The 12910-nt window shown below is 71.8% G+C and carries 18 protein-coding genes; 8 read left to right on the top strand and 10 right to left on the bottom strand.

The genetic code is table 11. The annotated features are described in order from the left end of the window. Positions 1 to 3: 3 nt before the first annotated feature. Positions 4 to 1368 carry a bifunctional UDP-N-acetylglucosamine diphosphorylase/glucosamine-1-phosphate N-acetyltransferase GlmU gene (gene glmU, locus ACFE65_RS04970; protein WP_375381239.1) on the bottom strand — a complete coding sequence of 455 codons (1365 nt, stop codon included), beginning with the start codon at positions 1366 to 1368 and terminating at the stop codon, positions 4 to 6. Between the two features lie 97 nt (positions 1369 to 1465). On the opposite strand from glmU, the gene ACFE65_RS04965 reads away from it, so the two are divergent. Further along, entirely contained in the window at positions 1466 to 2137 is a 672-nt protein-coding gene (locus tag ACFE65_RS04965) for an HAD family hydrolase (protein ID WP_375381308.1), read from the top strand. Here the strand turns inward: ACFE65_RS04965 and ACFE65_RS04960 are convergent. The 4 genes from ACFE65_RS04960 to ACFE65_RS04945 are packed head-to-tail and all read right to left on the bottom strand — an operon-like array spanning position 2134 to position 4679. After that, entirely contained in the window at positions 2134 to 3159 is a 1026-nt protein-coding gene (locus ACFE65_RS04960; RefSeq protein ID WP_375381307.1) for a nucleotidyltransferase family protein, read from the bottom strand. The genes ACFE65_RS04965 and ACFE65_RS04960 overlap by 4 nt on opposite strands. Continuing rightward, complete coding sequence (locus ACFE65_RS04955) at positions 3156 to 4004, bottom strand: HprK-related kinase A (protein WP_375381238.1); 849 nt, start codon at positions 4002 to 4004, stop codon at positions 3156 to 3158. The genes ACFE65_RS04960 and ACFE65_RS04955 overlap by 4 nt, the downstream gene beginning before the upstream one ends. After that, a complete protein-coding gene (locus tag ACFE65_RS04950) occupies positions 4001 to 4297 on the bottom strand; it encodes an HPr-rel-A system PqqD family peptide chaperone (RefSeq protein ID WP_375381237.1) in 297 nt (98 codons plus the stop codon). Before ACFE65_RS04950 ends, ACFE65_RS04955 begins: the two co-directional genes overlap by 4 nt. Before the next feature lie 4 nt (positions 4298 to 4301). Next, positions 4302 to 4679, bottom strand: coding sequence for a hypothetical protein (locus ACFE65_RS04945; RefSeq protein ID WP_375381306.1), 378 nt, complete (start codon positions 4677 to 4679; stop codon positions 4302 to 4304). A 159-nt stretch (positions 4680 to 4838) separates the two neighbouring features. Between ACFE65_RS04945 and ACFE65_RS04940 the strand changes: the two genes are divergently transcribed. The 5 genes from ACFE65_RS04940 to ACFE65_RS04920 all read left to right on the top strand — a co-directional run bounded on the left by ACFE65_RS04940 (position 4839) and on the right by ACFE65_RS04920 (position 8686). Further along, a complete protein-coding gene (locus tag ACFE65_RS04940; protein WP_375381236.1) occupies positions 4839 to 6029 on the top strand; it encodes an ATP-binding protein in 1191 nt (396 codons plus the stop codon). A gap of 31 nt (positions 6030 to 6060) precedes the next feature. Continuing rightward, positions 6061 to 6624 (top strand): cysteine hydrolase family protein, encoded by a 564-nt coding sequence (locus ACFE65_RS04935; protein ID WP_375381235.1) that lies wholly within the window; start codon positions 6061 to 6063, stop codon positions 6622 to 6624. A 103-nt stretch (positions 6625 to 6727) separates the two neighbouring features. After that, the gene (phoU, locus tag ACFE65_RS04930) at positions 6728 to 7441 is read left to right on the top strand and encodes a phosphate signaling complex protein PhoU (protein ID WP_375381234.1); all 714 of its coding nucleotides are present in this window, start codon (positions 6728 to 6730) and stop codon (positions 7439 to 7441) included. 14 nt (positions 7442 to 7455) lie between these two features. Continuing rightward, positions 7456 to 8157, top strand: a complete 702-nt coding sequence (gene phoB / locus ACFE65_RS04925) for a phosphate regulon transcriptional regulator PhoB (RefSeq protein WP_375381233.1) — start codon at positions 7456 to 7458, stop codon at positions 8155 to 8157. Between the two features lie 121 nt (positions 8158 to 8278). After that, positions 8279 to 8686, top strand: coding sequence for a hypothetical protein (locus ACFE65_RS04920; RefSeq protein ID WP_375381232.1), 408 nt, complete (start codon positions 8279 to 8281; stop codon positions 8684 to 8686). A 69-nt stretch (positions 8687 to 8755) separates the two neighbouring features. Here ACFE65_RS04920 and ACFE65_RS04915 read toward each other — a convergent pair whose 3' ends face one another. Further along, complete coding sequence (locus ACFE65_RS04915; protein WP_375381231.1) at positions 8756 to 9103, bottom strand: DUF2794 domain-containing protein; 348 nt, start codon at positions 9101 to 9103, stop codon at positions 8756 to 8758. Next, positions 9103 to 9804, bottom strand: a complete 702-nt coding sequence (gene epsC / locus ACFE65_RS04910) for a serine O-acetyltransferase EpsC (protein ID WP_375381230.1) — start codon at positions 9802 to 9804, stop codon at positions 9103 to 9105. The genes ACFE65_RS04915 and epsC overlap by 1 nt, the downstream gene beginning before the upstream one ends. Before the next feature lie 149 nt (positions 9805 to 9953). Here epsC and ACFE65_RS04905 point away from each other — a divergent pair, with 149 nt between their 5' ends. Together ACFE65_RS04905 and ACFE65_RS04900 are read left to right on the top strand one after the other, a co-directional pair. Then, a complete protein-coding gene (locus ACFE65_RS04905; RefSeq protein WP_375381229.1) occupies positions 9954 to 10856 on the top strand; it encodes a hydrogen peroxide-inducible genes activator in 903 nt (300 codons plus the stop codon). Between the two features lie 11 nt (positions 10857 to 10867). Next, a complete protein-coding gene (locus ACFE65_RS04900) occupies positions 10868 to 11479 on the top strand; it encodes a fasciclin domain-containing protein (RefSeq protein WP_375381228.1) in 612 nt (203 codons plus the stop codon). Positions 11480 to 11605: 126 nt separating this feature from the next. Here the strand turns inward: ACFE65_RS04900 and ACFE65_RS04895 are convergent, their stop codons facing one another. From ACFE65_RS04895 to pgsA, 3 genes are read right to left on the bottom strand one after another with little or no spacing between them, the layout of a single operon-like run. Continuing rightward, the gene (locus ACFE65_RS04895) at positions 11606 to 12043 is read right to left on the bottom strand and encodes a molybdenum cofactor biosynthesis protein MoaE (protein ID WP_375381227.1); all 438 of its coding nucleotides are present in this window, start codon (positions 12041 to 12043) and stop codon (positions 11606 to 11608) included. Positions 12044 to 12050: 7 nt separating this feature from the next. Next, positions 12051 to 12302 (bottom strand): molybdopterin converting factor subunit 1, encoded by a 252-nt coding sequence (gene moaD, locus ACFE65_RS04890; protein ID WP_375381305.1) that lies wholly within the window; start codon positions 12300 to 12302, stop codon positions 12051 to 12053. A 7-nt stretch (positions 12303 to 12309) separates the two neighbouring features. After that, positions 12310 to 12876 (bottom strand): CDP-diacylglycerol--glycerol-3-phosphate 3-phosphatidyltransferase, encoded by a 567-nt coding sequence (gene pgsA, locus ACFE65_RS04885; protein ID WP_375381226.1) that lies wholly within the window; start codon positions 12874 to 12876, stop codon positions 12310 to 12312. Positions 12877 to 12910 lie beyond the last annotated feature (34 nt).

Below are 12910 nucleotides of genomic sequence, written 5' to 3'. Positions count from 1 at the left end.
CTGTCAGCCCCGCTTGCGCGCCCGCATCCGCTCGCGGAAGCGGGCCGCCCAGCCGGGCTTGCTGACCTGCGGCGGGCGGACGAGGACCAGTGCGTCCGCTTCCACGTCGGTGGTGACGACCGATCCCGCCGCGACGATCGCGCCCGCGCCGATGTTGATGGGCGCCACCAAAGCGCTGTTCGAACCGATGAACGCTCCGGCGCCGATATTCGTACGGTATTTGAAGAACCCGTCGTAATTGCAGGTGATCGTACCCGCACCGATGTTCGCGCCCGCGCCGACGTTGGCGTCGCCCAGATACGTCAGGTGGTTGGCCTTCGCGCCCTTGCCGAGCACCGCCTGCTTCATCTCGACGAAATTGCCAACGTGTGCCTCCTCGCCCACCACGGCGCCGGGGCGCAGTCGCGCAAACGGCCCGATCGTCGCGCCGCGCCCAATCGTCGCGCCCTCGATGTGGCTGAAGCCGCGGATCGTCGCGCCGTCCGCTACCGACACGCCCGGCCCGAACACGACGTTGGGCTCCACCGTCACGTCGCGGCCGAGCAGCGTGTCGTGCGCGAACCACACCGTATCCGGCGCGACGAGCGAGGCGCCGTCGGCCATCGCCTGCGCCCGCCGGCGGCGCTGCCACGCCTCTTCCAGGGCGGCGAGCTCGCCGCGGCTGTTGACGCCGGTCACCTCCGCCTCGTCCGTCTCGATCACCGCGGAGGCGCGGCCGTCCCCGGCGGCGAGCATGACGATGTCGGGCAGATAATATTCGCCGGCCGCATTGGCGTTGCCGACGCGGGCGAGCAGCGCGAACAGATCGCCCGCCTGCGCCGCCATCAGCCCGGAATTGCAGAGGGTTACGGCACGTTCCTCGGACGAGGCGTCCTTGAACTCGACCATCCGCTCGATCCGGCCGTCGGCATGCGCGATCACCCGGCCATAAGCGCCCGGATCGGCAGCGCGGAAGCCCAGCACCACGACGGCCGGCGCGTCGGGCGCGTGCAGCCGATCGATCATGCGCCGCATCGTCGCCGCGCCCACCAGCGGCACGTCGCCATAGAGCACCAGCACGTCGCCCTCAAACCCCGCCAGCACGCCGCGCGCCTGCGCCACCGCATGGCCGGTGCCGAGCTGCTCGGCCTGCACCACCACCTCGACGGCGAGGGGTGCGCCGAGCGGCGCGACCGCGGCCTCGACCTGCTCGCGTCCGGCGCCGACCACCACCGCCGTCCGCTCGGGCTTCAGCTCGGCGACGCTGGCGAGCAGGTGGAGCAGCATCGGCCGGCCCGCCACCGGGTGCAGCACCTTGTGCCGATCGGACTTCATCCGCGTGCCCTTGCCGGCGGCGAGGACGATCGCGGCGAGGGGGGCGATCGGCATAAGATGGTCACTCCAGACTGCTGGCCTGATTGCTGCGCGGCGGGGGTGCCACGGGCACCTTGCCATGACCAGCCCGATGCTGTCAGGCGCGGGCGCCATGACCGATTTCCCCTTTCGCGTCGTGGGCTTCGACCTCGACGGCACGCTGCTCGACACCAGCGGAGACCTCGCCGCCGCCGTCAACGACGCGCTCGCCTCCGCCGGGCGCCCGATGCTGAGCGTCGAGGCGATCCGGCCGATGATCGGCGGCGGATCGCGCCACATGCTGGCGCAGGGGATGCAGGCGACCGGCGGCTGCACCGACGCGCAGCTCGACGTGCTCACGGCCCGGCTGCTGAGCTATTACGAGGGGAACATCGCCGTCCACACCCGCCCCTTCCCCGGCGTGCTGGACGCGCTGGACGCGCTGGCGACGCGGGGCGTGACGATCGGCATCATGACCAACAAGGTCGAGCATCTGGCGGTGAAGCTGCTGGACGCGCTCGGCCTGTCGGGGCGGTTCGCGGCGGTGGTGGGCGGCGACACGGTCGGCAAGGGCAAGCCCGCGCCCGAGCCGATCCTGGAGATGGTGCATCGCTGTGGCGGCGGGCGCGCGGCGTTCGTCGGCGACTCGATCTATGACGTGGAGGGCGCGCACAACGCCGGGCTGCCTGCAGTGGCGGTGAGCTTCGGCTTCCTCCATCAGCAGGTCGAGACGCTGGGCGCCGACGCGGTGATCGATCATTACGACGAACTGCTGCCCGCGCTGGAGCGGCTGGGCGCGGATTAGCGCCTGCCCGCCCGCCATTTGGTCCACAGGTGGCGCGCGAGCATCGCCGGCGGCATACGCAGCCAGTGCGAGCGGACATAGAAGGCCAAGCGTGTCACGGGGCGGGTCTGGCGTCCCCAGCCGTCGCGTGCGAGCAGGCGGCGGCGGTAGAGGCGATCGACCGGGCGCTGCGTCCGGCATCGCTCGGGGACCGGTGTCTCGTAGAGCGCGTGCGCCTGCCGCATGGCGCGATCCACCAATCCGATGGCGTCATGACGCCCGGCCCGCGCGTCGAGCCGCGGCCAGAAGCCCGGCGCATCCGCGAACTCGCGCAAGAGCCGGTCGATGTCCCACAGGTTGCGCAGGCCGCCCGCCAGATCGCCGTCGGCGAACAGGTGCAGCGTTGCATGGACGACCATGTCCTCCGGGCACAGCACCGACAGGCCTCCCGGTGCCTCGCCGAGCGGCACCGCGTCGGCGATCAGCGCCGCCGCATCGGGCGTCCGCCGCGCGGTCGGGGGCAGGATCGTGTGGTGAACGTCCGCCATCCGATCGCGCTCGCGGTGGATCAGCGGCGGCAGCTCGTGCATCCAGCGCCGGTAATAGGCGTCGTCATAGGCGTCCGCCTTCACCCACTCCCACCCGGCCGCGAGCAATGCCGTCTCCGCGTCCGCGAGCGCCGAGGCGGGCACCAGCAGGTCGAGGTCGCCGATCGACCGGCCCTGCCCCGCCGACAGCCCGGCGGCGACATAGGCCGTGCCCTTGAGCAGCAAGACGGGGATGCCGAGGTCGCCGAGCGCGCGCCGCGCCATCTCCGCCTCCCACAGCGCCGCCATCCTGCCCTGTTCGGCGGCGGAGCGCGCGTCCGCCAGGATCGCCGCGACGCGACCGGGCAGCGGCAAGCCGTGCAGCCGATGCGCAAGCGAGCCGATCAACTGTTCGGCGCGCGCGACCGTCAACAGCCGCGTCCAGCCGGCCGCGTCCAGGCCCGCCGTCGAAGCTGGGTCGGTGAGCGCGCGGGCGAGGAGCCAGGCTGGGTTCAGCGCCACAGATTGTCCACCAGCGCCAGCGCGCTCGCCGTGTCGGGATAGTCGATCGCCCGCGCCGGCACCTCGCGCACGATGCGCAGCAGCGCGTCGAACCCCGGCTCGCCGAGCGCATGATAGTTGGTCGACGCCTGCGTCAGCCGCACGAACACCTCGCCTGGCCCTACCGGCCGGATCGCGCGCGCGGCGCCGAAGCGGGGGAACAGCAGCAGCGCCGGCATGGCGGCCTCGTCCATCCGCGCGATCGCGTCGGCGTCGGGCACCAGATGCCGCACGTCGCCCTTGGGCGTGCCGATCATCAGCGGCCCGAGCCTCGCGGCCGGCACCGCGCCCGCGAGCAGCACGATCGACGCGTTCTTCAGGCTGATCGGGCGCGGGAATGGGTGGACGAGGCCGGTCGCCGGCTCGACGAGCGCGAACTCGTCGGCGAGCAGTCGCCAGCCCCTGGTCGACAGCAGCGCGGCCAGCGTCGACTTGCCCGATCCGGACTCGCCGGTCATCACCAATGCCCGTCCGCCCCGCTCCACGACGCTCGCGTGCAGCAGCAGGAAACGCCGGCAACCCAATGCGATCTGGAGGTTCATTCCCATCTCGGCCGCCAGCAGGCCCTGCGCGAGCGGCAGCGGCGCGGTGCCGGGCAGCCACCAGTCGCCCGCGATCGTCACCGCCGGGCGCAGCCACCGCCGCCACGGCCGCGCCGCCTCCAGCCGGACGGTGGCGTCGGGCAGCTCGCACCCCGGATAGCCGGCGTACAGCCGCTCCAGCGCCGCGATCGGCGCGCGCCAGTCCGATCCCACCCGGAAGCCGAACGGCCCGACGCGAACGCCGAACGCATGCCTCATGCCGCGCGCCCCTCGACCAGGCCCGCCGCCACCAACTCGTCCAGCCGCCCGGACAGCACACCCGTGTCGCCGGCAAGGTCGAATGTCTCGCTCAGCCGCTCCAACAGCCGAGCCTGCGTCAGCCACTCGTCGGCCAAGGCCGCTAGAATCTCCGGCGCGGGTTCGGCCAGCAGGTGGGTGATGCCCGACGCGCGGTGGAAGACGGCGGTTAGCCCGTCGCCGAGCGGCTCGATCCGCAGCACCTCGGCGCGCGCGGCACGGTAGCGCGGCGTGGCCCCCGCGACCGGCGGCATCGGCTCAGCCGCGCGGCATCTGCAACGAGGCGAAGCAGGTGAAACCGCCGGTGCCGCGCTGCAACCGACGTATATAGTTCATATACGCCTGGCTGCGCTGATACTCGACGCCCGGCAGCGTTCCGCCGCCCGACAGCGCCTGGCGCACGTCCTCGCCCTTCAGCGCGTGGCCGGGCGGCGCGAAGGCGCCCGCGGTGCCGGCGGGGACGGTGGTGCCGTCGGCGGCGATGTAGCTGCCCGCGCGGCCCGCGTCGGGCACCGGGATCTCGCAGGTGAGGACGGACGCATGCGTCTGCGCGAGCGCCGGGCGGATCGACACCACCGCCGCCGCCCCGACCGCGCCGAGCATCAGCGCGCGACGCCGCGTTGATGTCGGCGCCATCTCGGTCGGAAGCGACGCGTCGACGGAGCGCGCGGACCGGTGATCGGGTTCGTGATCGTCCATGGCCCCTCCTTTCGCACCATCGCTCTTTCACACTGGTGAAGCCTATTCAAGCGACGTGGGCGTTCCGCAACGGGACGTCGGGCGTTAGGGAGAGTGATGGCGCGTACCCTGCTTCTGTCGTTGCTCGTGCTCGCCGGGGCGGAAACCGTGTTCGTGACGACCGGCAGCGTGCCGGCAGCGCTGGTCTCCCTCGTCGTCGGACTGGTCGCCACATGGACCTCGAAGCGGGCTTCCGCCCCTGTCGCCATCGCCGCGGCCGCGAGCGAGCCGCTTGCCGGCGAAGTGGTGGACGCGATCGCGGAGCCGGTGCTGGTGGTGGCGGACGGCACCGTCACGCATGCGAACGCCGCCGCACTGACGTTGCTGGGCGATCATATTCTGGGCGAGGACGCACGCGTGGCGCTGCGCAACCCGGGTGCGGCCGAGCGACTGGACGACGCCGATCCCGAGCCGATGATCCTCTCAGGGCTCGGCGGACGCGAGCGGCGGTGGGAGATGCGAGTTGCCGCGCTGTCGGGAAACCGCCGCGTCGTGCAGCTTGCGGACCGCAGCGCCGCACATGCCGCCGAACGGATGCGCGTCGATTTCGTCGCCAACGCGAGCCACGAGCTGCGTACGCCGCTCGCCTCGCTGCTCGGCTATATCGAGACGCTGCGCGACCCGCGCGAGCCGCCGGTAGCGGTGCGGCAGCGGTTTCTCGGCATCATGGAGGACGAGGCGCGGCGGATGCAGCGGCTGATCGACGACCTGATCTCGCTGTCGCGGATCGAGGCCGAGCAATATCGCGCGCCGTCCGACGTCGTCGACCTCGCCGCGCTCGCGACGCTGGTCTGCCGCGAGCGCCGCGACGCGCATGACGGGCGCGGCGCGGACCTGGTGATCGAGTGCCCGGACGGACCGGCGGAGGTGGCGGGCGACGGGACGCAATTGTCGCAGCTCCTCCACAACCTCGTCGGCAACGCGATGAAATACGGGCGGCTGGGTACGCCGGTGACGGTCCGGGTCGAAGGCGTGGGCTCCGCATCGTGGCGGCTGACCGTCGCCGACGAGGGCGAGGGCGTCGCGCCCGAGCATCTGCCGCGGCTGACCGAGCGGTTCTTCCGGGTCGACTCCGCGCGCAGCCGGTCGCTCGGCGGCACCGGGCTCGGTCTTGCGATCGCGAAGCACATCGTCGAGCGGCACCGGGGCCGACTGGAGATCGCGAGCACCCCCGGAGAGGGCACGCGGGTCAGCGCGACGCTGCCGGCCGCCGCGCCGCGGGCGATCGTGACCCCCGATCGAGTTTGACCGACGGCATCTTCGGCACGGGAGCAGGCACATGACGGTCAGCTGCATCGATCCGCGGACGGCGTTAATCGTCATTGACCTCCAGGCGGGTCTCGCGCGATTGCCGTTCGCCGACCTGTTCGAGGATGTCGCGGCGCGAGCGGCGATGCTGGCCGACGCGTTCCGGGCCGCTGGCCTTCCCGTGATCCTGGTGAACACCGACGGCGGAGCGCCGGGCCGACGCGAACAGGCGCCTGCGATCCCGCAGTTCCCCGGGTGGACCGAGCTGGTGCCCGCGCTTCATGTGCAGCCCTCCGACCGGCTGATCACCAAGCGATCGCCGGGCGCGTTCACGGCGACTGGCCTCGACGCCTGGTTGCGCGGTGAGGGCATAAGCCAGGTCGTCATCGCAGGCGTAGCGACCGGAACGGGCATCGAGACGACCGCACGGCAGGCGTACGAGCTGGGCTTCAACGTCACTTTGGCGATCGACGCGATGACCGACATGGACCCGGTCGTCCACGCGAACTGCGTCGAGCGCGTCTTCAAGCGGTTCGGCGAGACAGGCTCCACCGAGGAGATGATCGGACACATCGCCGATCGCGCGAGGCGCTAAGCTTTGACAATCGACGAGAAGAACCGCCACGGAACGGCTTGTCATAAAAGGGCAACGCGCCTCCTTCAGGCGGTGTGGCGGCGGCGAGGGGCAATAAGGCGACATGGCGACCGGCATCGGGCTTCAGAACGGGATCGGGCCCGAACGTGGGGTGCCGCCGTCCGACGACATCCGGCGGCTGCGCGGGCTGGTGGCGCAGATGGGCGGCCTTGCCGAACAGGCGATCGCTGAGGCGATGACCGCGCTGTCGCGCGGCGATACCGAGCTTGCCACCTCGATCCGCGCCGCCGACCGCCGGATCGATGCCATGGCGGCGGAGGTGGAGCGCGCGGTGGTCCGCATCCTCGCCCGCGGCGTGCCCGGCGGCATCGACCTGCGCGAGGCGATCGCCGCGCTCAAGATCGCGGCGGTGATCGAGCGGATCGCCGACTATGCCAAGAACATCGCCAAGCGCGTGCCGCTGATCGCGACCGACGCGCGGCTGCGGCCGCCGGACGCATTTCCGTCAATGGGGCGGATGGCGGGCGAGATGGTGCGCGACGCGCTCGATGCCTTCGCCGCGCGCGACCCCGCCTCCGCCGCCGAGGTCTGCCGGCGGGACCAGGCGCTGGACGAGGTCCACGCCGGCGTGTTCCGGACGCTCGTCGAGCATATGGCCGCCAACCCGGCGACGGTCGAGCAGGCCGCGCACCTGCTGTTCGTCGCCAAGAACCTCGAACGGATCGGCGACCATGCGACCAACCTTGCAGAAATGGTGTATTTCGCCGCCACCGGCGAGCAGATGACGGACCGGCAGCGCGGCGCCGCCGCGGGCTGAGGGGAGGACGCCGTATGCCTCGCGCGACGCTGCTGCTGGTGGAGGACGATCCCGCGATCGCCGAACTGGTGGCGTTCCATTTCGAGCGCGAGGGGTTCGGCGTGTCGCGCACCGCCGACGGCGAGGAGGCGCTGCTGCTGGCGCGCGAGAAGGCGCCGGACGTGGTGCTGCTCGACTGGATGGTGCCGGGCCTGTCGGGGCTGGAGGTCTGCCGCCAACTGCGCCGCCTGCCCGGCACCGCCAACGTGCCGATCATCATGCTGACGGCGCGCGGCGAGGAGGAGGATCGGGTGCGCGGGCTGGAGACGGGCGCGGACGATTACGTCACCAAGCCCTTCTCCCCGCGGGAACTGGTGGCGCGCGTCGCCGCGGTACTGCGCCGGGTGCGGCCTGCGCTGGCGGGCGAGGTGATGAGCTATGTCGACGTCGAGATGGACACGGTCTCGCACCGCGTCCGCCGCAACGGCGAGGCGGTCGCACTGGGGCCGACCGAGTTCCGGCTGCTTCGCCATTTCCTGGAGCATCCAGGCTGGGTCTTTTCTCGCGAGCGGCTGCTCGACGCGGTGTGGGGCCATGACAGCGAGATCGAGATCCGCACCGTCGACGTCCACATCCGCCGGCTGCGCAAGGCGCTGAACGCCAGCGGCGGCGTCGACCTGATCCGCACGGTGCGCTCGGCTGGCTATTCGCTCGATGCCGATCCGGACGCGGGTTGAACGGCACCGCCAGCCGACTGCAGCCGAACCGCTACCGAAACGAAGGACCCAAGTCGGGCATGATGCGTTGGCCGGGGTGCGCAGTGGACGGTTGTCTGCGCTACCGATCTAGGAGAACGACATGAAGCTCATCCTACTCGCGGCGACCGCCGCCCTCGCGCTGCCCGCGATGGGCATGGCCCAGATGACGCCCGGCCAGACGACGCCCACGACGACCGCGCCCGACCCGTCGACCGCCACCCCGCCCGCCGACGCGAGCGCGGCACCGGCGCAGGCGGCACCGGCCGGCGGTGATCCGTCGATGCAGCAGGCGCCGATGCAGCAGCCGATGTCGGCCGGCACCCCGGCGGGCGGCTATCAGCCGAGCGGCCCGGCGATGCAGGGCACGATGACTCCGGGCGTACAGCCGACGTACCAGCCCGCGCCCAGCCCGTCGCAGGCCTATCCGGCGCCCGCGCCCAAGACGAGCTACCCGCCCTGCAAGAAGGGCCAGTATGACGGCTGCGTCGAGCGCGGCGGCAAGAAGTAAGCGCCGGGCGCACTAGCACCCGACAACGACAGGGCGCCCGACCACCATGGTTCGGGCGCCCTTTTCGTGTCAGTCGTCGACCAGCTTCATCAGGCGGCGCTCGACCGGGGCCAGCACCGGCATCAGATCATGCCCGCGCTTGAGCACCACTCCCGCCTCGCCGACCAGCGCCCACATGCCCTGGCGCGCGCGCAGCGCCGGGCGCTTCTCCACGCGGACCTCCGGCCGCTCGGCGGTGCGGCGAAAGGCGGAGAACACCGCCGCGTCGCGCCCGAACTCCATTGCATAGTCGCGCCAATGCCCGGCCGCGACCATCCGGCCGTAGAGATCGAGGATGCGGGCGAGCTCCGCGCGCTCGAACCCCACCTGCAGGACCGCGCGGCCCGGCTGCAGCGGAAAGGGCATGACGGTGCCCATCAGGCGCGATCGCGCTCCCGCCCCTGCCCGCTCCAACCCTCTTCCGCCGCCAGCATCGCATCCAATCGCCGGCGCATCGTCTCCAGCTCGCAGCGTAGCAGCTCCACCTTCTGCGTCGCGGGGTCGAACATCTCGCGGCACGGCGTGCCATAGGCGAGGAACGGCGCCGGCTCTGCGCGGCCACCGGCGACCGTTGTCGGACGGGCCGGGATGCCGACCATCACAGCGCCCTCCGCCACGCTGCGCGTCACCACCGCATTGGCGCCGATCCGCGCGCGCGGGCCGACGGTGATCGGCCCCAGCACCTGCGCACCCGAGCCGATGATCGCGCCGTCCGCGATCGTCGGATGCCGCTTGCCCGGGACGCCGTCGTCGGGCGAGGTGCCGCCCAGCGTCACGCACTGGTAGATCGTCACGTCGTCGCCGATGTGCGACGTCTCGCCGATCACGACGAAGCCATGGTCGATGAAGAAGCGGCGGCCGATGGTAGCGCCCGGGTGGATGTCGATCGCCGTCATCATCCGCGACCAGTGATTGACAATCCGCGCGAGCAGGAACAGCCGCCGGCGGTACAGCGCATGCGCCACCCGGTGCCAGCCGAGCGCCCAGACGCCGGGATAGGTCAGCACCTCCGCCCGCGAATGCGGGGCCGGATCGCGCGCCCGGATCGAATCGAGATAGCGGACCAGATCACCGATCATCGACATTCCCCTGGCGCCCACTGCGTGGCCAGCGCGACATAGGACCGTCCCGGCGCGATTGCCAGCATCGCAACGGTCGGACACTTCCCGGGGCTGGCGCCGGCGCGACGCAGCGCTATGCGTGCGCTTCCCTTCGGACCGGTGGCATCATGGCGGCGACCTATCTGCCGACGCTCAAGCAGTTGCATTATCTGGTGGCGTTGCGCGACCACGGCCATTTCGGGCGCGCGGCGGAGGCGTGTTTCGTGACCCAGTCGACGCTGTCCGCCGGGCTGCGCGAGCTGGAGACGCTGATCGGCGTGACGCTGGTGGAGCGCACGCGCCGGATCGTCCGCTTCACCGCGGTGGGCGAGGCGATCGCTGACAAGGCGCGCCGCGTGCTGCGCGAGGCGGACGAGCTCGGCGACCTCGCCCGCGCGGCCGGGCGCCCGCTGTCGGGCGAGCTGCGGATGAGCGTGATCCCGACCATCGCGCCGTTCATGCTGCCGCGCATCCTGCCGCGGCTCCGGCAGGATTATCCCGACCTCAAGCTATACCTGCGCGAGGAGCCGAGCGGGCCGGCCTGCGAGCGGCTGAACCATGGACGCGCCGACTGCGTGCTGCTCGCGCTGCCCTATACGTGCGGCGATGTCATGGTGGCGCCGCTGTTCCGCGACCCGCTGTTCGTCGCCTTCCCAGACGGCGCGGGGCCGCCGGCGGACGCGGAGGTGCCGGCCTCGGCGATCGACCCCACGCGGCTGCTGCTGCTGGAGGACGGGCACTGCCTGAAGGAGCATGCGCTCGCCGCATGCAACCGCCCGGAGCTGCGCGGCGAGGCGACGATGCTGGGCACGTCGCTCCACACGATCGTGCAGATGGTGGACAATGGGCTCGGCGTGACGATGCTGCCGGGCATGGCGATCGACGCGGGCATCCTTGACCACACCCGCGTCACCGCCCGGCCGCTCGCCGCCGCGGGCGCCAGCCGCGAGATCGCGCTGGTCTGGCGTCGCGCAAGCCCGCGCGAGAAGGACTTCCGGCTGCTCGCCGATGTGCTGGCGACGCTGGCGTGAGGGTGGGGCGAATGAGGGCGGCGGCGACTTTGGCGGCAACGCTGGCGCTGGCGGGGTGCGTCGCGCCGGCTGCTCGCCGCCCGATCCTGCCCGAGCAGGCGGAGGAACGGCCGGCACCCAATGGGCCCGCCGCCGACACCTTCGTCGCGCGCCAGCCGCTCGCGGCGCTGATCGCCGGAGAGCCGGAGCTGTCGCGGTTCCGCGCGCTGGCCGCGGCCGGCGGTCTCAATGCGCTGATTGCGGGCCGCGGACCGGTGACGGTCCTCGCCCCCACAGACGCTGCGTTCGCGCGGCTGGCACCTGGGACGGTGAAGGCATTGCTACTCCCGGGCAACCGGCCGTCGCTGCTGCACCTGCTGCATTTCTGGGTCGCGCCGGGCGCCCTGTCCGCCGACACGCTGGCGGCGCGGGCGACGACGGGCGCCCCCGTCCCGACGCTCGAAGGCGAGCCGCTGCACGTCGCAGGCGATCCCCGCGAGACGATCGCCTTCGTCGATGCGGATCGCCGGATCGCGAGAGTCGCTGGCAAGACCGGGGCCACGGATGGCGACCTGATCCTGCTCGACGGCATCGTCGCACCGCGGTCGATCGAACCGGGTGTGGCTTCGACGTCCGATCGATAAACACCTGTCGTCATCCCGGACTTGTTCCGGGATCCAGCTTCGTGCGAGCCCTGACCCTCGATCGTCAGATGGTGGACCGCGGCCGACGCTGGACCCCGGCACACGGCCGGGGTGACGGATGGAAACTCACCCCCACCGCGCCGCCGCCGCGTCGTCCGTCCCGCGCGCCTCCACCCAGCGCGCCGCGTCGCCCCGCACCTCCCGCTTCCAGAACGGCGCATCGGTCTTCAGCCGATCGATCAGATATGCGCACGCCTCCAGCGCGGCGGCGCGATGCGGGGCGGCGGCGATCACCAGCACGATGCGTGTCCCCGGCGTCATCGGCCCGACGCGGTGGACGACGCTCGCGCCCGTCAGCGACCAGCGGGCGACCGCGCCCTCCGCGAGGCGCATCAGCGCCGCCTCGGTCGCGCCCGGATAATGTTCCAGCTCCAGCGTCGCCACCCCGTCGTCGGCGCGGACGTGGCCGGAGAAGGTGGCGATGCCGCCCGCCCCCGTCGCCTCGATCGCCGCCAGCTCGGCCGCGACGTCGATCGGCTCGCGCTGGACGGCAACGCGGATCATCGCACCCTCAGCCACCGGTAACCGGCGGGAAGACCGCGATCTCGCGCGCGCCCTCGATCGATGCGTCGAGCTCCACGAAGACCTGGTCCACTGCCGCGCGCAACCGGCCGCGGTCCGCGAACGCGCGTGCATGGCCCGCGCTCGTCGTGGCGAGCCAGTCGATGAGCGCGTCCACCGTCGCGACGTCGGGCGGCGCATCTAGCAGCTCCTCGCCTGCCCCGATCGCCTCGCGCACCCAGGAGAAATAGACCAGGCGGATCAATGGCTCAGTCCATGTGCTTCAGACCGACGCGCAGGTAATCCCAGCCCGTCACCAGTGTCAGCGCCGCCGCCGCCCACAGGCAGGCGAGTCCCACCTCCTTGACCCACGGCCGATCCGGCACCGCGCCGGCGAGGATCAGTGCGCCGAACGCGACGAGTTGCAGCGTCGTCTTCCACTTGGCGAGCTTCGACACCGGCAGCGACACCTGGATGCCGGCTAGGAACTCGCGCAAGCCCGACACCGCGATCTCGCGCAGCAGGATGATGAGCGCGGCGATCAGCGGCAGCCCGGTGATGAGCGCCGCATCGTCGTGCCGCGTGCCGACCAGCATCAGGATGACGGCGGCGACCATGATCTTGTCCGCGATCGGATCGAGGAACACGCCGAGCCGCGACACCGCCCCCTGCGCGCGCGCGAGATAGCCGTCGAAATAATCGGTGATGCCCATCAGGCAGTAGAGCGCGAACGCCAGCGCATAGCCCAACGGCCAGTGCGGCCACCACAACAGCGCCACCAGCAGCGGCACGGCGACGATGCGCGAGAGCGTCAGCAGGTTGGGAAGCGTCAGCATCGACGGCTGCTTTACGCCGCCGCCGCCGGAGCGC

Source organism: uncultured Sphingomonas sp., from assembly GCF_964237335.1.
GTDB lineage: Bacteria > Pseudomonadota > Alphaproteobacteria > Sphingomonadales > Sphingomonadaceae > Sphingomonas.
Note: the sequence above shows the minus strand (reverse complement) of the source record. Positions and strands in the feature narration are given on the sequence as shown.

Coding starts and splice junctions, on each gene's coding strand:
- glmU (WP_375381239.1), bottom strand. CDS start 1,368: ATGCCGATCGCCCCCCTCGCCGCGATCGTCCTCGCCGCCGGCAAGGGC.
- ACFE65_RS04965 (WP_375381308.1), top strand. CDS start 1,466: ATGACCGATTTCCCCTTTCGCGTCGTGGGCTTCGACCTCGACGGCACG.
- ACFE65_RS04955 (WP_375381238.1), bottom strand. CDS start 4,004: ATGAGGCATGCGTTCGGCGTTCGCGTCGGGCCGTTCGGCTTCCGGGTG.
- ACFE65_RS04950 (WP_375381237.1), bottom strand. CDS start 4,297: ATGCCGCCGGTCGCGGGGGCCACGCCGCGCTACCGTGCCGCGCGCGCC.
- ACFE65_RS04945 (WP_375381306.1), bottom strand. CDS start 4,679: ATGGCGCCGACATCAACGCGGCGTCGCGCGCTGATGCTCGGCGCGGTC.
- ACFE65_RS04940 (WP_375381236.1), top strand. CDS start 4,839: ATGGCGCGTACCCTGCTTCTGTCGTTGCTCGTGCTCGCCGGGGCGGAA.
- ACFE65_RS04935 (WP_375381235.1), top strand. CDS start 6,061: ATGACGGTCAGCTGCATCGATCCGCGGACGGCGTTAATCGTCATTGAC.
- phoU (WP_375381234.1), top strand. CDS start 6,728: ATGGCGACCGGCATCGGGCTTCAGAACGGGATCGGGCCCGAACGTGGG.
- phoB (WP_375381233.1), top strand. CDS start 7,456: ATGCCTCGCGCGACGCTGCTGCTGGTGGAGGACGATCCCGCGATCGCC.
- ACFE65_RS04920 (WP_375381232.1), top strand. CDS start 8,279: ATGAAGCTCATCCTACTCGCGGCGACCGCCGCCCTCGCGCTGCCCGCG.
- ACFE65_RS04915 (WP_375381231.1), bottom strand. CDS start 9,103: ATGGGCACCGTCATGCCCTTTCCGCTGCAGCCGGGCCGCGCGGTCCTG.
- epsC (WP_375381230.1), bottom strand. CDS start 9,804: ATGATCGGTGATCTGGTCCGCTATCTCGATTCGATCCGGGCGCGCGAT.
- ACFE65_RS04905 (WP_375381229.1), top strand. CDS start 9,954: ATGGCGGCGACCTATCTGCCGACGCTCAAGCAGTTGCATTATCTGGTG.
- ACFE65_RS04900 (WP_375381228.1), top strand. CDS start 10,868: ATGAGGGCGGCGGCGACTTTGGCGGCAACGCTGGCGCTGGCGGGGTGC.
- ACFE65_RS04895 (WP_375381227.1), bottom strand. CDS start 12,043: ATGATCCGCGTTGCCGTCCAGCGCGAGCCGATCGACGTCGCGGCCGAG.
- pgsA (WP_375381226.1), bottom strand. CDS start 12,876: ATGCTGACGCTTCCCAACCTGCTGACGCTCTCGCGCATCGTCGCCGTG.